Annotated in this window: 23 protein-coding genes and 1 pseudogene; 20 read left to right on the top strand and 4 right to left on the bottom strand. The window is 39.1% G+C overall.

Features of this window, described 5'->3' with window-relative positions:
* From REA38_RS11560 to REA38_RS11570, 3 genes and pseudogenes are all read left to right on the top strand, one after another.
* Positions 1-272, top strand: a pseudogene (locus REA38_RS11560) (hypothetical protein); the annotation flags it as partial.
* A 385-nt stretch (positions 273-657) separates the two neighbouring features.
* Entirely contained in the window at positions 658-1,110 is a 453-nt protein-coding gene (locus tag REA38_RS11565) for a DUF4236 domain-containing protein (protein WP_308885885.1), read from the top strand.
* Between the two features lie 417 nt (positions 1,111-1,527).
* Positions 1,528-1,749 carry a hypothetical protein gene (locus REA38_RS11570; RefSeq protein WP_308885886.1) on the top strand — a complete coding sequence of 74 codons (222 nt, stop codon included), beginning with the start codon at positions 1,528-1,530 and terminating at the stop codon, positions 1,747-1,749.
* 41 nt (positions 1,750-1,790) lie between these two features.
* On the opposite strand, the gene REA38_RS11575 is transcribed toward REA38_RS11570, so the two are convergent.
* The 4 genes from REA38_RS11575 to REA38_RS11590 all read right to left on the bottom strand — a co-directional run bounded on the left by REA38_RS11575 (position 1,791) and on the right by REA38_RS11590 (position 3,937).
* Positions 1,791-2,018 carry a hypothetical protein gene (locus REA38_RS11575; protein WP_308885887.1) on the bottom strand — a complete coding sequence of 76 codons (228 nt, stop codon included), beginning with the start codon at positions 2,016-2,018 and terminating at the stop codon, positions 1,791-1,793.
* Positions 2,019-2,122: 104 nt separating this feature from the next.
* A complete protein-coding gene (locus REA38_RS11580) occupies positions 2,123-2,356 on the bottom strand; it encodes a hypothetical protein (protein WP_308885888.1) in 234 nt (77 codons plus the stop codon).
* A complete protein-coding gene (locus REA38_RS11585) occupies positions 2,349-2,837 on the bottom strand; it encodes a hypothetical protein (protein ID WP_308885889.1) in 489 nt (162 codons plus the stop codon). Before REA38_RS11585 ends, REA38_RS11580 begins: the two co-directional genes overlap by 8 nt.
* 119 nt (positions 2,838-2,956) lie before the next feature.
* Positions 2,957-3,937: a hypothetical protein gene (locus REA38_RS11590; protein WP_308885890.1), complete on the bottom strand. Its 981-nt coding sequence runs from the start codon at positions 3,935-3,937 to the stop codon at positions 2,957-2,959.
* Positions 3,938-4,176: 239 nt separating this feature from the next.
* On the opposite strand from REA38_RS11590, the gene REA38_RS11595 reads away from it, so the two are divergent.
* The 17 genes from REA38_RS11595 to REA38_RS11675 all read left to right on the top strand — a co-directional run bounded on the left by REA38_RS11595 (position 4,177) and on the right by REA38_RS11675 (position 16,099).
* Positions 4,177-4,323, top strand: coding sequence for a hypothetical protein (locus REA38_RS11595; protein ID WP_308885891.1), 147 nt, complete (start codon positions 4,177-4,179; stop codon positions 4,321-4,323).
* Positions 4,324-4,379: 56 nt separating this feature from the next.
* Entirely contained in the window at positions 4,380-4,733 is a 354-nt protein-coding gene (locus REA38_RS11600) for a hypothetical protein (protein WP_308885892.1), read from the top strand.
* Between the two features lie 2 nt (positions 4,734-4,735).
* Positions 4,736-4,960: a hypothetical protein gene (locus REA38_RS11605; RefSeq protein WP_308885893.1), complete on the top strand. Its 225-nt coding sequence runs from the start codon at positions 4,736-4,738 to the stop codon at positions 4,958-4,960.
* A gap of 28 nt (positions 4,961-4,988) precedes the next feature.
* The gene (locus tag REA38_RS11610) at positions 4,989-5,366 is read left to right on the top strand and encodes a hypothetical protein (protein WP_308885894.1); all 378 of its coding nucleotides are present in this window, start codon (positions 4,989-4,991) and stop codon (positions 5,364-5,366) included.
* A gap of 18 nt (positions 5,367-5,384) precedes the next feature.
* Positions 5,385-5,603 carry a hypothetical protein gene (locus tag REA38_RS11615; RefSeq protein ID WP_308885895.1) on the top strand — a complete coding sequence of 73 codons (219 nt, stop codon included), beginning with the start codon at positions 5,385-5,387 and terminating at the stop codon, positions 5,601-5,603.
* A gap of 998 nt (positions 5,604-6,601) precedes the next feature.
* Entirely contained in the window at positions 6,602-7,234 is a 633-nt protein-coding gene (locus REA38_RS11620) for a hypothetical protein (protein ID WP_308885896.1), read from the top strand.
* A 1-nt stretch (position 7,235) separates the two neighbouring features.
* Entirely contained in the window at positions 7,236-9,068 is a 1,833-nt protein-coding gene (locus REA38_RS11625; RefSeq protein ID WP_308885897.1) for a phage terminase large subunit family protein, read from the top strand.
* A 17-nt stretch (positions 9,069-9,085) separates the two neighbouring features.
* Positions 9,086-9,349, top strand: a complete 264-nt coding sequence (locus tag REA38_RS11630) for a hypothetical protein (RefSeq protein ID WP_308885898.1) — start codon at positions 9,086-9,088, stop codon at positions 9,347-9,349.
* A gap of 9 nt (positions 9,350-9,358) precedes the next feature.
* Positions 9,359-10,951 (top strand): phage portal protein, encoded by a 1,593-nt coding sequence (locus REA38_RS11635; protein ID WP_308885899.1) that lies wholly within the window; start codon positions 9,359-9,361, stop codon positions 10,949-10,951.
* 1 nt (position 10,952) lies between these two features.
* Positions 10,953-12,461, top strand: a complete 1,509-nt coding sequence (locus REA38_RS11640; RefSeq protein ID WP_308885900.1) for a S49 family peptidase — start codon at positions 10,953-10,955, stop codon at positions 12,459-12,461.
* Positions 12,458-12,823, top strand: coding sequence for a head decoration protein (locus REA38_RS11645; RefSeq protein ID WP_308885901.1), 366 nt, complete (start codon positions 12,458-12,460; stop codon positions 12,821-12,823). Before REA38_RS11640 ends, REA38_RS11645 begins: the two co-directional genes overlap by 4 nt.
* A gap of 13 nt (positions 12,824-12,836) precedes the next feature.
* Positions 12,837-13,892, top strand: a complete 1,056-nt coding sequence (locus tag REA38_RS11650; RefSeq protein ID WP_308885902.1) for a major capsid protein — start codon at positions 12,837-12,839, stop codon at positions 13,890-13,892.
* Positions 13,893-13,909: 17 nt separating this feature from the next.
* Positions 13,910-14,341 carry a hypothetical protein gene (locus tag REA38_RS11655; protein ID WP_308885903.1) on the top strand — a complete coding sequence of 144 codons (432 nt, stop codon included), beginning with the start codon at positions 13,910-13,912 and terminating at the stop codon, positions 14,339-14,341.
* Between the two features lie 2 nt (positions 14,342-14,343).
* Positions 14,344-14,655 (top strand): hypothetical protein, encoded by a 312-nt coding sequence (locus REA38_RS11660; RefSeq protein WP_308885904.1) that lies wholly within the window; start codon positions 14,344-14,346, stop codon positions 14,653-14,655.
* 6 nt (positions 14,656-14,661) lie between these two features.
* Entirely contained in the window at positions 14,662-15,252 is a 591-nt protein-coding gene (locus tag REA38_RS11665; RefSeq protein ID WP_308885905.1) for a phage tail protein, read from the top strand.
* Positions 15,252-15,851, top strand: a complete 600-nt coding sequence (locus tag REA38_RS11670) for a hypothetical protein (protein WP_308885906.1) — start codon at positions 15,252-15,254, stop codon at positions 15,849-15,851. The genes REA38_RS11665 and REA38_RS11670 overlap by 1 nt, the downstream gene beginning before the upstream one ends.
* On the top strand, positions 15,848-16,099 hold the full coding sequence (locus tag REA38_RS11675) for a hypothetical protein (protein ID WP_308885908.1): 252 nt from the start codon (positions 15,848-15,850) through the stop codon (positions 16,097-16,099). The genes REA38_RS11670 and REA38_RS11675 overlap by 4 nt, the downstream gene beginning before the upstream one ends.
* The last annotated feature ends 3 nt before the right edge of the window (positions 16,100-16,102 follow it).

The raw sequence follows: 16,102 nt of genomic DNA on the forward strand, positions 1-16,102 counted from the left end.
GAGCGCGGGAGGATTTATCTATCTGGAAGCGCCAGGCGCTGGAGGCTGAAGATAAGGTGCGCCATTTGGAAAGAGTGAACGACCACTTGGTCAAAGAGGCACAAGGCGAACACAGGTTTGGCGAGCCAATCATCACCGCCCTGCCAGCGCCAGCAGTGCCAGAGGAAATGAAACGCGATCCTGATGCTGATGTGTTCGATCCTGGGTTTATGAATGGCTGGAACGCCTGCCGCGCCGCAATGCTGGCAGCAGCGCCGGAGAGTGATAAATAGCATTAACAGAGTTTTATTCTAAAAAGTGGTGTTTTTCAGCCGAGAGAAACACCGCTAAAATCCTTTAAATCCTCAATCCAACAGGGTAAACATAATGTATTGGTGTTTTTATTCAAATCCTGCCTGGCTTTTCATTCACATAAATGCATAAACAATGCATAAAACATGCATATAGGAATATTCTGCTGAAAAATGAGGTTGGGCAGCTACGCAATGCATCGCTTAAATAACGCATTATTGATCATTTGCAGTATTTTACTCTGAATTAGTGGCTATAAAATAATGTAGAAAGTATGGAGATTTTGTGATGATTTCGTTCGATTGGTTGTATCATTGAGGGTTATGGGGAAAAATAAAAAAACTTAACCCATAAGAATTGAAGGGAATGAAAGTGGCATTAAGATTTAGGAAAAGAATTAAAATATGGGATGGACTATATGTTAATCTTGGCAAGAATGGCGTTAGTGCATCAGCAAGAGTAAAAGGAGCCGGTGTTACAGTTGGTGGAAAGGGAGTAACTACTAGCGCCGGATTGCCTGGTACTGGACTATCTGTTTCTAAAAGACATGGATTTAAAAAAGAAAATGATAAAGCAGAAGAAATAAACGAATATACTGAAAAAATGAATGAGTTAACAACAAAACTAGAAGAATTAACAGATAGAATAAAGGGAGAGAGAAATTTATTCACCTTGCTTTGTTGTTTGGTAGAATTTTTACTGATACTTGCAGGATTTATAATTTTGCTAATTCAGGGATTTTTTATGTTGTTATTCGCATCAATTGGACTATTCATTAGTGGGTTTATACTTTATCTTTTATGTAAAATAATTTTCTAATAAAAATCTTAAAAGTGCCCCGAAAGGGGCTTTTTTTTGCATCAATGCGGAGTGTAATATTTTTGTAATATTGTGATGAAAATGTGAAGATTTAGGTGAATTAAAATAATCTGTTGCTTTTGTTTTTATCTTGAAATACTATCATCATGTAAGGCACAGATTGAAGCATCATTATAGTGAGTATTGTCCCCGACGCTATCCAGGGGGCGTTCCCCACCCGAGCTATAATGGTGCTTCATTCTGTGAATAATAAAAAATAAATCTATCATCCTCAAACGACAAAAAAGACGCCAGGGTCACAACACCAGGGAACCCAACCGCTAATCATCCTGCCCGCAAATGCGGGCTTTTTTTTACTTGATTTTAATCAGATCTAGTCTACATTTCACCATGCCCAATCTACCAAGAGATTGTCTTATGAGTGAAAAATTAAAACTTTATGATTTGATTGAGGGTGATATTCCTGGTGGCTTACCTTCTAATGGGTTTGTTCTTCTGGAAGTAAAAGATAAATGTGTGATCAGTGCCGAATTTTTTAATCAAGACACTTTTTGGATTTGCAGTGAAGAAGATTTTGATTCATATAAATCTATAGCCGCTCTGATAGAAAAGGTTAAGAGTAGAAGATTCACGCATTAGAAGTGATAAACCCGCCTTTCAGCGGGTTTTTTGTTGATTACTTACTTGATTGATTTTGCACTTAGATATAATGATTCTTGCGGGCCTGGTTTAATTTTATTTTTTAATTTTTCTATTATTTCTGATGAATCCCCAAACTGAAGATTTTCATTGAAAAAGTTATAAGCATTTATAAAATTTAATAAATACCTTTCTTCATTTGGTTTCCCTCCCTTGAGTCTCAAGAACTCAATAGTCATCGTAAACGCTTCATTATTATCAAATTTCATTTCTATTCCTTGTTGTGTTTGTTTCGGATCTGAAGATAGCAAATCACACATAAAAAAACGACAAAAAAAAGCCCTGCAAAATGCAAGGCGTTTGGTTTCTTGAGTTAGCTCAAGATTAGCTCTGTTATCGCTCCATCTACCACAGTAAAGGTAATCATACTGCGATAAGTGCCAATGACAGGGATCATGATAGTTTGACCGTCACGAACCATAGCGAAAGAATAAGTTGAAGGTGAACTTTCTGGCTTGCAAGGAAAATCAACAGCAAATTCAGCCAGATCAATATCATGTTCAGAATCATCAGGCGGAGAGCCAGGAAAAGGAGGTAAATCAGTCATCATTGATCCCACAATGTTTTTTATAAGTGCTGATTGCCAGATTGACTAACTCCTTACCATCTGACGTATTAAAGAACGCAGGCAAGCCGCCGATATTGGCGCTAAGCCAGCGCTGATCATTCTCAGTCATAACCCCACCGATAGCGGATAAAATAGCGGCCCCTGGTGGCACTGGTGGCGCTGCTGGTGGAGCTAACATAGGTAACGCGCCTTGATATCCTTGCTGTTGCTGATAAGCCCCTAATTGCCGCTGAATTTCCTGTTGAATTAATAATTGAAAATTCGGGATCTGCGTTTGTTGTTGAGCTTGCGGCATCTGCTGCTGTTGTTGATATGGTTGCTGATATTGAGGCTGTTGGTATTGTGGCTGCTGATACGGTTGCTGATATGGCTGCTGAATCCCTTGCAACTGTTGTTTCAGCCCTTCAAGCTGCTGAAGATAAGGGGCTGTTGATAATTGGTTTAAGTAAGGGTTAAACATAGAATTTCCTGCTGAAAAATGAGGTTGGCCAACTAGGGCGCACACCATGAATATTCTGCGATTTAAAAAAATGCATCGCAAAAACTCTAAAAAGCCCCCTTTTCAGGGGGCTGGAGTGATTACAGGCGGGTGTTGATAGGGTTGGCAGTCTGCGCCGCGCCGGTCAATGTACCGCTACCGATGTTGATTTGTGCGTTAGTGGCTTTAGCCAGCTGAGACACTTCGCACAGTTCACGGAAGCAGCGATCATTAAAGATTGCCTGTGCTTGTGCTTGCGCCTGGATCTGGCCCTGAAGCTGGTTAGAGGTATTGTTCATACTGATACGGATACCATCTTCACCGTCGCGCCGGCGGTGTTCGTGGCGCAGTTCAGTTACTTCATTAGCCAGTACAGTGATCTGGCGGTTCAGGTTTTCGCGGTCAATGGAACCGATCAGGGCGCGGGTTTTCTCGCCGTCATTCTGAACCGTCTGAGAAACGGCCCAACCGGTTTTTTCAACGTTGAAATTAACGCCGCAAATCTGCTGGCCCAATTGGAACATGGTATTAGCCTGCGCCAATTGAATTGCGGTTTGACCTTGAGTAAGGGCAATAGTTTGTTCTAACGTCTGCTGGTTAATGTTGTTTTGAACGCCAGCCAACGCAAGTTGCGTTTGCGCTTCAGCCAGGGGGATAGCAGCCTGAATATCGCCTAATTTCGAAAGCGCCTGGATATCCAAGATATCATCAGGCGTAGCACAGCGACGAGCTTCACAGCAACCGTCAACGCCATGATGGCGGAAACCATCGAAACCACCGCCAAAGCCACCGCCGAAACCAAAGCCACCACGTCCGAGGAGTGCCCCAATAAGCAGGCCACCAAGGATACCACCACCACCAAGGCCAAAACCGTCATGCCCATAGCCACCACCCATACCGGCACCAGTACCCATAGGAGAGCTTGCAAAGATATTTACGCCTTCGCTACCGTGCATATATTTCGCCCCTTTATCGTATTTCATTTTGTAGTCATGTTTATGACCGTGTTTATGTTTGTGCTTGTGTTTAACGATTGTATCTTTTGTAACGACGTCTAATTCGTCGTCGTCGATTCGAGCCATATAATAAAATTCCTATATTGGTTGACCGCGTTACAATTAATTAACTATTATGAATGATTAGTAAATATGGCTTAGGAAAAGTCATGGATAGCCGGGACAAGTTCAGTTTTAAATACTGCAAATGTTGTGGGAGTAAGCTTTACTATTGTGAGTTTTGCGGGAAGTGGTATCCACGAAAGCGAAGCGATCAAAAAGTGCATGGGGGTTCATGTAGGAAAAGAAAAGAGAGGGCAAAATTTATGGTTAAGACAAATGACGGTAAAAAATTGCATTTGCTCGGTGAAGTGAAGGATGGGGTGATTGAGCTGGTGGCATTTAAATATTACAATCGCCGACTTCATGAATGGGTTTATGAGTTGAAGCCCAAAAGCGAATTAGAGAAATAAAAATTAATTTTCTATCTGCCCTGGTGTTTGCCAGGGCTTTTTATGGAGTGAAAGTAATGAAGATTGGAATTGATTTTGATTGCACATTGACCGCTGACGTTAATTTGTTTAGTATGTTTGTTCGCGGAGCATTAATTAACGGTCATGAGATTAAAATCGTGACTTATCGCCACCCTGATAACAAGAGTGGTAATATTGATGCTATCGCTGAAGCCCTCGGAATTGAAATTATTTTCACTGATCACGAACAAAAAAATTCTTTTTGCGAAAAGCTTGGTTGGATTCCTGATATCTGGATTGATGATAAACCAGAGCGAATCCCAACGCCGTCTAAGCTGGTGGAGCGATTAGAAGAAATTGAAGATGAAGACGCCGCCGATTTTTGGCATACAGCATTTGAGGATGAATAAAAATGTTTGATGAAGAAAATTTTGAAATGAAAACACTAATTTTTTTCCCTGGCGCATTGGTGGAAGTTAAAATTAGCGGTGAGCATGGGCGTGTAGAAGCAGCAACCCAACATTTGCGAGGGGATAATACTTATCTTGTTCGTTATCTGTCTGCCAATGGTCAGGCAATGGAGCGTACATTTGAAGAACATGAAATCAAAAGATCAACCCTGTCAAAGTCCGTTTAATAAAAATAAATTTAACTGAGGATATGAAATGTTTATTTATAGCTTTGGTCAAGACGTTGCTATTACCGTTTCCGGTGAGTGCGGGAAAATCAAAGGACGCGCGGAATTTATTTATTCACCAAATCAGTATCTATTGATTTATAAAACTGCTGACGGACGCGCCGAGGAACGTTGGGTAGATGAAACCGAACTATCAGCGGTCAAGCCTCAAGAAGAAATTAATAAAACTGAAAAAAATAATCAATCTCCCGCTGGTGGCATCAAAGGTGAAGAAAAGATCATTTGCACTTGTGCTCTAGATACCTGCGCCAATCATTCAAATCTTTATTTTTTCCAACAATTGGAAGAATCATTTGGGAATAAATCGCCACTACAACCGCATGTGATTATGGTTCATCACGAATAGTTAAAAATGGGGAAGGAAATGAATAAATTATTAGATATAATCCTTCCTCGCTTCATCGAAGAAAAAGTATTATTTGATTATGATGAAGTGATTGAGGCTTATCTTCCTGTTTGTAGTGTTAATGATTTAAAGCCTGGCGAATATTTCCCAATGATTGGGACAATAAAAAGTTTTAATTTTTTTGGTATCGGGTTGTTCCCTAAGCTGGTGGGAAAGTTAGAAAAGTTCAAAAAATAAATAAGCGCCGATCGTCGCCGTTCTTTCATGTTAGCGAATAGGTAGCCTTAATCTATAGGTTAGCGCATGAAATGTATCAAAAACGATAATGCGGGGTAGAGTCTCCCCTCACAGCCGGAAACGTCAGACGGCGCAGAAGATGGACGTGACAGCCGGAGAGACGGCAATCATATGTAAATTCATAATCACACATGTAAATCAATTGTTTATTTAAAGTGATGCCAATCACACAATAAAAAAATTCTTATGGCTGGTCTGATGAGGTAGGGATAGTGTCTTAGTCCAATCTTCTAACCATGTTAGCCAATGCAATGTATAGAAAAAGCGGTACTGTCAAGAGAAATGAAAAGATTCATAAACTGATATCTAACGGCTATAGATTTGCAACAATTAAAAATAACAAAGTAGAAAAATATTTCAGATATGAATATCAGGCTAAGCATTACATCAAACGTAATGTTAACTTGATAAACATTTATCATCTTCTTGAATCCGCCGATATCAATTTATAAAAAATAATTTCGAATCAAATCATTCTCATATAAACCGCTCTCAAGCGGTTTTGTTCGTTTTGGAACTGTTCAAACAAAAAGCAATGAAGGTTATTTTTTATACATTATTATGTAAGTCATTGATTGTAAAGGGATACCCCCGGCATAGGTTCTCCCGGCGGGGTGGGTAACTGCGGGGCGCTAGCGAGTCCCATTTTTTATATATATTCTGAAAATAATATCAGAGCAACAATGACAGCAACACGGACTATATAAAATCCAGGCGTGGCGCGGGCTGGCTGATATAAAAGATTATTTTTTGATCTGTTGCATAATGCAAATCAATGCAACACATAACACACAAATATTATATTGAAACCCGCGTCATTCCTGGGTTATAACTAAATCATTCACAAAATAATATTATTGTTGCGCAGAATAAATATTGCAAAAATATATTCAAAAAAAACATACGCAACATATAGCGCAACACGCAGGTAAAAAAATATGGCTAGACCAAAAAAAATAGACGGAAAAACCGCAGCAGAATTATCAAGAATGTTTGATGTGAATCGATCCACGGTAACTAGACATGTTCAAAGCGGAAATATTATTTCAATTGGTGAAAGTGAAAAAGGCAGCAAGCTTTATGATCCAGAGCAAGCCGGGCCGTTCTTAAGAAATGCTATATTAAATAGCAGAAAGATAGATTCAGATAATTCTTCCATTGAAGAAAGCTCAATAGCGAAACCAGTTCATGATGAAGTAATTCCAGTTGGAACAGAATTTGATGAATGGTTAATAGATTTATTTGGATCTGATTTTTCAAAGTTGGATGATCAAAAAAAATTAAGCCGCAGCCGTTCTGTTCGTGAAGCTCGCATGGCTGCATTAGCAGACATTGAAACAAAAAAAGCAAGGGGATTATTGATAGAAAAGGAAACCGTAGGAAGACAATTAAAAATGATTTCCGCCTCTTGGTGTGCAACCTTGCATACTTTCCCCTCAAGATGGTCTTCCGATTTGGTGGCAATGACAAACCAACATGAAATAAAACAATATTTAATTGATGAAATGAATAATTTAATTGATGAAGTGCTAGAAAAATGGCGAGCATTAGAAGACCCGGAGGAACGTTAATTTGTTTTCTGCTGATCTTTCTATTGAAGGTATTTCAAGACTTTCCACACTATCTGTTAGTGAGTGGGCTGATTCTTTTAGAATACTGCCTCAGTCTGGAAGTAGTGAGCCTGGGCCTTGGCGCACATCGCGAACACCATATTTAAAAGGAATCATGGATGAATTATCGGCATCATGCCCAACTAGAGAAATAGTATTTGCTAAAGGTTCTCAAATTGGAGCATCAGAAGCCGGGACAAATTGGCTTATGTATCTAATTGATCAACAGCCAGGGCCTTTATTGGCATTACAACCAACTGAATTAACTGCTATGAGGTGGAGCAAGCAACGTATAGGCCCATCATTATTGCAGTGCAAAAAATTAGATAATAAATTACAAAAAAATAATGGTAATACGTTATTACAAAAAGATTTTGTAAATGGAACGTTAATTTTAAGCGGTGCTAATAGTCCTGCGTCATTGGCCTCTATGCCTATTAGTGCTATTTATTTTGATGAAGTAGATCGTTATCCCATTTCCGCCGGTGATGAAGGTGATCCTATTGGGTTGGCTTTGCGCCGTACAGCCACCTTCCCAAATGCAAAAATTTATTATTCTTCAACACCCACACTTTTAGAAATTTCTAGGGTTTGGGATCTATGGGAGAATAGCGATAAACGGCGCTATATGGTGCCTTGCCCGCATTGTGATGAAAGGCAAGCCTTAGAGTTTGAAAGCATGACTTGGACGCCTGGTGAGCCTGACAGCGCGGCTATGGTATGCATCCATTGTGGATGCCTAATGGAAGAACATCATAAAAGAACAATGCTATCAAATGGTGTATGGATTGCTGAAAATCCAAAGCATTGGCGGGCTGGATTTCATTTATCTTCTTTATATTCCCCTGCTGGCTGGATGCCGTGGGCTGATGTAGTAAGAGCGTTTGAAGCCGCTGAAGGTAAGCCGGAAGAAATGAAGGTTTTCACCAATACAATATTGGGCTTGCCGTGGGAAGAAACAGGAGAAGCTTTAGCCGCTGAATATTTTGAGAAAAGAAAGGAATATTATAACGGTGAAGTTCCAAATGATGTATTGATGTTGACATTAGCAGCAGATACCCAGCATGACCGCATAGAATATGAGGTATGTGGGTGGGGAGTTGATGAGGAATCCTGGGGTATAAAATACGGCGTCATATATGGTGACATGTCACAGCTAGTAGGGCGTGACGTTTCAAACCCTACGCCGTGGGAACAATTAGATTTAATTAGGCGGCAAATATATAGAAGAGAAGATGGCCGTGAAATGCGAATTGCTATAACATTAGTTGATTCAGGGGGTAAATTTACAGATACTGTTTATAAATATACAAAGGCGCGTGAAAAATTAAGAGTGTTCTCTATTAAGGGTGGATCTGTTGCTGATCGTCCATTATTATCAAAACCAACAAGAAATAATAAAGAAAAAGCCGCTTTATTTGTGTTAGGTGTTGGTAAAGGTAAATCTTTAGTTTATCATCGTTTAAAAATACAAAAACCAGGCGCTGGTTTTTGCCATTATCCAAAAGATGAAAGCAGCGGTTATGATCCATTGTATTATTCTGGTCTAACAAATGAAAAATTAGTAAAGCGCCGTGTAAATGGAAAAACTGTTTTGCGATGGGAAAAACCAAAAGACAAACCAAATGAACCTTTTGATATCAGAGTTTATGGAACGGCAGCAATAAGAATTTTAAATCCAAAGTGGGAACAATTAGCAAAAATTCCAAAGCCAAAGAGGCCAGAAGTTCCTAAAAAAGTGGAGAGCGAGAATAAATTACCTCAACCATCTTGGAATCCTCCGGCAAAAAAATAATTTTTATAGGTGAAAATATGGAAGAAGTAAAAAATAAATTAAAATTAGAAACAGCCAGTCTAACCCCCAAGCTTAGATTGCGAGCAATGATCCTTCAGGTTGATACCGCAATTGAAAACATTATGAGCGCTCAATCATATAACATTGCCGGGCAATCATTAACTAGAGCAAATTTAAATGATCTGCGTTTATGGCGTTCACAGCTTCAAAAAGAATTAATCGGTTTAAAAGGCCCGCTTAGAAAAATGACAACAGTTAATTTTAATAATAATAATTCGTAAGGCAAAAACATGGCATTTATTGATAAATTAATTGGTGCTGTTTCTCCATCATGGGCGTTAAAACGTTCAGAAGCTCGGACAAGATTGGCAATGAATAATCAGGTTCGGGGTGTTTTATTAGGTGGTGGATCATATAATGGCGTTAAAAACAATGGAGTAATGCAAAACTGGAATAGTAATGATTTAACATCAAATAGTTCATTGCTTCCAAACGTAGAAGTTTTGCGCGCCAGATCGCATGATTTATATCGTAATGCTCCTGCTGCGCGTGGCGCAATTAAAACAATAGCAGCAAACGTAATAGGATCAGGATTAGTAATGCGTTCAACTCCTGATGCCGTCGCCTTGGGATTGTCATCTGAAGATGCTAGAGAATGGGCTGATAATGCGGAGAGACAATTTGAATTATGGGCCGAACATCCATTAAGTTGTGATTTTTCTCGCAAAATGACGTTTGCACAAATACAAAGATTAGCGAATAGCAGCCAACAATTGAGCGGTGATGTTTTTGTTTTAATGCCGTGGGTAAAGCGATCAGGAACGGAATATAATTTAAAATTACGTTTAATTGATGCTGCGAGGGTATGTAATCCAAATGATAGAGAGGATACCTTTGAAATCGCTGGTGGAATTGAATATAATGAAGATCGAATCCCTGTTGCAATTCACATTAGAACTCCACACCCAGGAGATCAATTAAGTTTTGAAAATCCAACATGGGAAAGAATTCCATATTATGGAGAAAAAACAGGTAGATTAAATATCCTCCACATTATGGAGCATGAGTATATTGATCAAGCTCGCGGAGAGCCTGTTTTAGCACCCGTAATAGAGCCATTACAGCAAATTTCAAAGTATTCACAAGCTGAATTAACTGCTGCTGTGATTAACGCTATGATGGCTGTTTTTATTGAAAAAACTGATATTGATCCATCTGATGCCGCCGCCACATATGACGATGAAGAAAATTTAAATTCTTCAGAATCATCAAGACCTGATTTGGAGTCTGGAACGTGGATAGAAGGTGCTCCAGGTGAAAAAGCAACAGTATTAGCAGCTACGCGACCTTCTGCACAGTTCGATCCTTTTTTTGTTGCCACAATGAAACAAATCGGAATGGCTTTAGAAATACCGCATGAAATATTAATGAAGCAATTCACTAATAGTTATAGCGCAAGTCGAGCAGCAATTTTAGAAGCTTGGAAATCATGGAAAGTTAGAAGGAATTGGTTAATCACAACGTTATGCCGTCCGGTATATGAAGAGTTTTTAACTGAGGCGGTTTTAACAGGAAGAATTAACGCGCCTGGTTTTATGGATTCAATGTCTATCAGAGCTGCTTATAGCCGGGCAAATTGGGTAGGGCCAACCCAAGGGCAATTAGATCCAACAAAAGAAATTGAAGCGGCAAATAAGGCTGTTGAAAGTGGATTTACTACGCGCTCTATGGCTGCTGCTGAATTGAATGGTCAAGATTTTGAACAAATTGTAATTTCTCAACATCAAGAAAAAGAATTGTGTAAAAAATATGGTTTAACATTTGGATCTGAAGTTTTTCAGCCAGGTGTGGTAACTAATTCAAACCCTGAGGAAGAGGAATAAAATGAATAAAAAACCATGCGCCAGGGTGTTAGCATCAATGAAAAATCAACATTGGGCAATTCGACCTGAAGCGCTTGAAACTTTATTTTCTATTGCGCAACGTCAATATAGTAATCCTGCGCAAGCCTTAGAATTATCAGAAGAATATAAATCTAGTGGTTTATCTCCAGAAGAAACACCAGGCGTTGCCATTATTGATGTTACTGGCCCTATTTTCGCAAGGGCTGATATTTTTACTGAAATTAGTGGCGCTACAAGCTGTGAAACGTTAACATTAGCATTAGATGAAGCATTAGAAGATCCAGCAATACAGGGGATTGTTTTTAGATTTGATAGCCCTGGCGGTCAGGTGACAGGGACTCATGAATTAGCGCATCATATTTATAAATCACGCGATATAAAGCCTATTGTTTCATATGTTTCTGGCAGTGCCGCAAGTGCTGCATATTGGTTGGCTTCAGCAACATCATATATTTTTACCGATCGTGTTTCTTCATTGGGTTGCCTTGGTATTGTAGCGGCCTGGACTGATGATACAGCAGCAAAAGAAAAAGCCGGTTTGGTAGAATATGAGGTTGTTTCATCACAAACACCAAACAAACGCCAGTCATTAAATAGTGATGAAGGTCGTGCTACTCTTCAAAAAGAACTTGATGGATTAGCAGATATTTTTATCAGCGATATTGCATTATTCCGTGGTGTATCTACTGAAAAGGTTTTATCTGATTTTGGTCAAGGTGGAACTCTTTTAGCTGATTCTGCAATTGATGTAGGATTAGCTGATGAATTAAATAATTTACGCGATGTTGTAGCATTATTATCTGAATCAGAAAATAATGTAGCCATTAATAAAACAGGAGATCCAACAATGGCAGGTTTTAAACGTTTTGGAAGTAAAAAAAATAATTTGCGCCGAAATGCATCAAAATCAGCGCAAGAATTAGATCCAACTGAAGAATTGACGCCGGAAGAACTTGAAGAAGAGCGTTTGCGCCAGGAAGAGGAAGAGGAGCGCCGCCAGGAAGAAGAAAATAATAATGAAGCCCTGGATGAAGAAGAAGATTTTGAACCAATTGAAGATGAAGAAGAAGAAGAAGATGCGGAAGAGGATGAAGATCGAGAAACAACCGCTATTCATCGTCGTGTAAATCAATTGGCAAAATCTCAACCAAATTTATATAAAGCGATTTTGCGCCGTGGTGCTCGCCGTGAACGCCGTAGAATTGAAAGTATCGAAGGGTTAGAAGCCGCTGGACGTGAATCAATCATTCAGGCAGCAAAATATTCAAGCCCTAAAACTATTGGTGCAACATCCCGTTCTATTCTAAGAGCAGAAAAAAAACGAAATGAACAGCGATTAAATGATTATCGCCATGATGCGCAATTTAATTCACCTCCTTTGAGTGGTGGCGCTGGCGGTTCTGCATCCAATCAAGCATTGGCAGAAAAAGCACTATTGGAACATGTTAAATTTGGCGCATCCAATAAAACTGGAGTTAAAAAAGTATGACAACTCAGATCGGGCAATTTAAATTTGTAAATATTTTTGCCGGTGAAATGTATCGCAGCACCAAAAGTGTAACTTTGGCTGCTGGCCGCATTTATCCGGCGGGTTCTGTATTGGCCTTGAATTCAGCAGGCGAATCAACATTAGTTGATAGTGGCGCAGAAGGTTCATTGTCAATACCCGATTCTGTACTGGCTGATGAAGTTGATGCCACTGAATCAACTGCTGTTGGTGTAGGTTATGCCACTGGAGAATTTAATCGAACTGCGCTTACATTTGGCGGATCGGATACCTGGGAAACTCATGCATCTACTGCGCGTGGTGTTGGTTTGTTCTTCCTCCCTGTTTCACAATTGCCAGAATAAGGAATAAAAAAATATGGCTGACAATAAAGTTGATCTGTATCAACCTCGTATGCTTGTAGCGGCTTTGCACCAGGCAGCATCACCACGCCGATTTTTAATGAAAACTTTTTTCAAAAATATCAAAACGCATGATACAAAAACGGTTGATTTAGATATCCGAAAAGGTAAACGAACTGTAGCCGCAATCGTTCACCCTCTTCATAATGGTAAAGTTGTCGAGCGGGCTGGATTTACAACTAATACTGTTCACCCAGCTTATACTAAAGAACTAATCCCAATGCGCCCAGGAGATACTGTTTCGCGGGCATTCGGTGAAGATTATAGTACGCCATTGACACCACAACAGCGAGCCGCGCGAATCCTTGGGGAAGATCTAAGTGAACTTGATGATCGTCTAACTCGGCGTGAAGAAGTAATGGCTGCGCAAGCTTTATTTAATGGTAAAGTTCATGTTCTTGGTGAAGGATTAGATTTTGAAGTTGATTTTGGTTATGAACAAGATCGTCATTTGATTACTCTTTCCGGTTCTGATACTTGGGATTCAGGCGGCGATCCTATGCGTGATCTTGATAATTGGTCAAGGGCTACGGTTGCCCGTTGTGGTTTGAAACCTGATATTGCAATCATGGGTAAAAATGTTTCCTGGGCTGTTCTTGATAATGAAAAAGTAAAAGAACGTCTTGATATCCGAAACTTCTTTATGGGGGCAATGGGGCCGGTTCAATCTGGAGCTATTGCAGAAGAAGAAGATGGTGTTACCTGGCATGGTCGTCTTGCCCCTTCAAACATTGATCTTTATACATATGATGAATTATGGCTAAACCCATTGACAGGTGAAGAGGAACCATTGATCCCTGATGATGCTATTTTCTTGGGTTCAACCCGAGCAGGGTGTTTAATGCAATATGGTTTGATTCAAAACATGTATGCATTGGGTTCTATGCCCCGTTTCCCTTTGTCATGGACTGAAAATAATGGTTCGGCGCGTTGGCTGCAATTGGAATCCGCACCAATGCCTAATCCTTATCAGGTCGATGCTTTTACTGTAGCTCGCGTATTGTCTGATTAAATTTAACGGGGGCTAAAATGGATGTTTTATTGATTCATCCTGTTCGGCATGATGGAATTAAATATAAAGCCGGTACAGAATTATCATTAACCAAAAAACAAGCCGAACGCTTGAAACGGCTGGGGGTAGCGATTAGCGTCCCTGGTTATGAAGAAGAAAGTGAAGCGCATGAAGAAGAATTAAATAATAAAAATCCAAATCTGGAAAATGAAAAAGGAAAAGATTTGGATAATGTAGATGGGAAAAATAAAAAAGAAGAAGAGGAAGAGGAAGAGGAAGAAGAGGAAGAAGAAGTTAATCTTGATGAATTCCTTGAGCCTGCCGATCCTGAAAGCATGACACGGGAAGAATTGGAAGCTGAATTGACTGCTGCCGGTATTGATTTCCCATCTAGCATTAGCAATAAAGCATTAACCGCGCGTGTAAAACGCCTGCGCGAACAGGATTAATAATGAGCCGATTCCTTGATCAAGTGCGCCGTGATATTTCCGATGTATTTCTTAATCAAGATGAATTTGGCAAAATTATTAAGTGGAACGGCAATGATTTAGCCGTGGCAGAAGATGCCACGGCTATTGTCGAAACACAATACGCCATTGGTTCAGATTTAGAAATGCGACGGTTAGTTTTTGGTGATAACGATTTAGATAGAAATCCATTACCATATGAACAAGTTTTCATTGATGGTGAAAGGTGGTTAGTTCGTGATGTTAGAAACCCCCCAGGATTTTTGATTGTAACATTAGAAAGAAACTCGGGATAAAATAGCATGATAAAATTAAAAATAGATGCTAAAAAATTGGGGGTTTCAGATAAAATATTAAATAAGTTAGGAGAAAATGCAGATAAAGTACAAATAGATGCATTAAACCGAACAATAACCGGGATGAGAACAGATGGAACCAGATTAATTGTTAAAGAAAGTGGATTAAAGCGACCAATAGTTTTTAAATCTTTCAGATTATACCAAGCAAATAAAAAACAAGATGCTCTTGGGGCGTCTGTTGTCATATCCGGTAAAACAATTCCATTATATCAATTTGCTCCTAAACCTTCTTCACCAATGACAGGAAGAACGAAGGGCGGCGTTAGGATTAGGGTTGGTAAAAGCAAAATACAATTCAAACATGCTTTTATTGGGAAAATGCCAAGCAATCATATTGGTATGTTTCAAAGGCAAATAAGCAAAAAAAATAAAAAAGGTAGAGAGCCAATCATAGAAATGTTTGGCCCATCAATGCCACAAATTGCCCATAGAGAAGAAATAGAAAATGAAGTAATGAAAAAAGCAGAAGAAAGATTTAATAAACGATTTGATCAGCAAGCTGATAGGTTTCTTAAAAAACAAGGATTGAAATAATGGATTCCTTTTTATTATTAGATGATATAAAAAATGAATTTAATAGTGGATTATCTAACTGGACTTTGCGACAATCTAACTTAGTAAATGGTAGAATGTCAGAATCAGAAGATTTAATAGAAAAATATTCCAACCCGAAAATATCTATTGGGCAATTACCACCGCGCAATAGTAATATGCAAAATGAAATAGAATCTGATTTTCCATTTATTTTAATTCGCCCGCTGGATGGTTCTTTAGATGGAGAAAAGCAAGCGGATTATGAAATAAATGTTGCTATAGTATGTGGGATTTATAGCCGTGAAAGCCGTGAATTATATGAGCATGGTGTACAGGATGTAATGAATTTAAATGATCGTTTATTAATGATTTTGGCATCAAAGCGCTTTTGGGCTGATAACAGATTTAAACGAACAGGGGAGTTAAAATGGGCAATTGGAGCTACACGCGCCCACGGAGCATATGAAGCAGGAATGCAAGAACAAGGGCCGTTTTTTCAAATGGTAATAGAAGCTCCTTTTGAAAGAACTGTTATTGTTCCAGAAAAACCAATATTAGAAACATTCCCACCACAAATAATTGTAGAGGTAAAAAAATGAAACAATTGGTTTATATGGGGCCAAATATTTCAAATTCTAGTATCATGTTGACGCATGGAACTATCTTCAAAGGTAAATTACCAGAACAAATCACTAAAAAAATTGAAAGTGATTCCTATTTTTCATCTTTGTTTGTTTCTGTAGATGGAGTGGCAAAAGCCAGGCTGGATCTAAATAAAGGTGATACGCATATTTCAAATTGTTATGCTCGTGTTTATGCTGAATCATTGAAAAATAAAAAGGGTTAAACT

Origin of the sequence: Serratia sp. MF1(2023) (genome assembly GCF_030954545.1) — a bacterium.
In the GTDB taxonomy this organism is placed as follows: Bacteria; Pseudomonadota; Gammaproteobacteria; order Enterobacterales; family Enterobacteriaceae; genus Serratia; species Serratia sarumanii.

Bases quoted from the DNA above. Each gene is read 5' to 3' on its own strand.
- REA38_RS11600 (WP_308885892.1), top strand. From the start codon at position 4,380: ATGAAGATTGGAATTGATTTTGATTGCACATTGACCGCTGACGTTAAT.
- REA38_RS11575 (WP_308885887.1), bottom strand. From the start codon at position 2,018: ATGAAATTTGATAATAATGAAGCGTTTACGATGACTATTGAGTTCTTG.
- REA38_RS11630 (WP_308885898.1), top strand. From the start codon at position 9,086: ATGGAAGAAGTAAAAAATAAATTAAAATTAGAAACAGCCAGTCTAACC.
- REA38_RS11650 (WP_308885902.1), top strand. From the start codon at position 12,837: ATGGCTGACAATAAAGTTGATCTGTATCAACCTCGTATGCTTGTAGCG.
- REA38_RS11660 (WP_308885904.1), top strand. From the start codon at position 14,344: ATGAGCCGATTCCTTGATCAAGTGCGCCGTGATATTTCCGATGTATTT.
- REA38_RS11635 (WP_308885899.1), top strand. From the start codon at position 9,359: ATGGCATTTATTGATAAATTAATTGGTGCTGTTTCTCCATCATGGGCG.
- REA38_RS11610 (WP_308885894.1), top strand. From the start codon at position 4,989: ATGTTTATTTATAGCTTTGGTCAAGACGTTGCTATTACCGTTTCCGGT.
- REA38_RS11620 (WP_308885896.1), top strand. From the start codon at position 6,602: ATGGCTAGACCAAAAAAAATAGACGGAAAAACCGCAGCAGAATTATCA.
- REA38_RS11570 (WP_308885886.1), top strand. From the start codon at position 1,528: ATGAGTGAAAAATTAAAACTTTATGATTTGATTGAGGGTGATATTCCT.
- REA38_RS11665 (WP_308885905.1), top strand. From the start codon at position 14,662: ATGATAAAATTAAAAATAGATGCTAAAAAATTGGGGGTTTCAGATAAA.
- REA38_RS11595 (WP_308885891.1), top strand. From the start codon at position 4,177: ATGGTTAAGACAAATGACGGTAAAAAATTGCATTTGCTCGGTGAAGTG.
- REA38_RS11670 (WP_308885906.1), top strand. From the start codon at position 15,252: ATGGATTCCTTTTTATTATTAGATGATATAAAAAATGAATTTAATAGT.
- REA38_RS11655 (WP_308885903.1), top strand. From the start codon at position 13,910: ATGGATGTTTTATTGATTCATCCTGTTCGGCATGATGGAATTAAATAT.
- REA38_RS11580 (WP_308885888.1), bottom strand. From the start codon at position 2,356: ATGACTGATTTACCTCCTTTTCCTGGCTCTCCGCCTGATGATTCTGAA.
- REA38_RS11645 (WP_308885901.1), top strand. From the start codon at position 12,458: ATGACAACTCAGATCGGGCAATTTAAATTTGTAAATATTTTTGCCGGT.
- REA38_RS11640 (WP_308885900.1), top strand. From the start codon at position 10,953: ATGAATAAAAAACCATGCGCCAGGGTGTTAGCATCAATGAAAAATCAA.
- REA38_RS11585 (WP_308885889.1), bottom strand. From the start codon at position 2,837: ATGTTTAACCCTTACTTAAACCAATTATCAACAGCCCCTTATCTTCAG.
- REA38_RS11675 (WP_308885908.1), top strand. From the start codon at position 15,848: ATGAAACAATTGGTTTATATGGGGCCAAATATTTCAAATTCTAGTATC.
- REA38_RS11590 (WP_308885890.1), bottom strand. From the start codon at position 3,937: ATGGCTCGAATCGACGACGACGAATTAGACGTCGTTACAAAAGATACA.
- REA38_RS11605 (WP_308885893.1), top strand. From the start codon at position 4,736: ATGTTTGATGAAGAAAATTTTGAAATGAAAACACTAATTTTTTTCCCT.
- REA38_RS11615 (WP_308885895.1), top strand. From the start codon at position 5,385: ATGAATAAATTATTAGATATAATCCTTCCTCGCTTCATCGAAGAAAAA.
- REA38_RS11565 (WP_308885885.1), top strand. From the start codon at position 658: ATGAAAGTGGCATTAAGATTTAGGAAAAGAATTAAAATATGGGATGGA.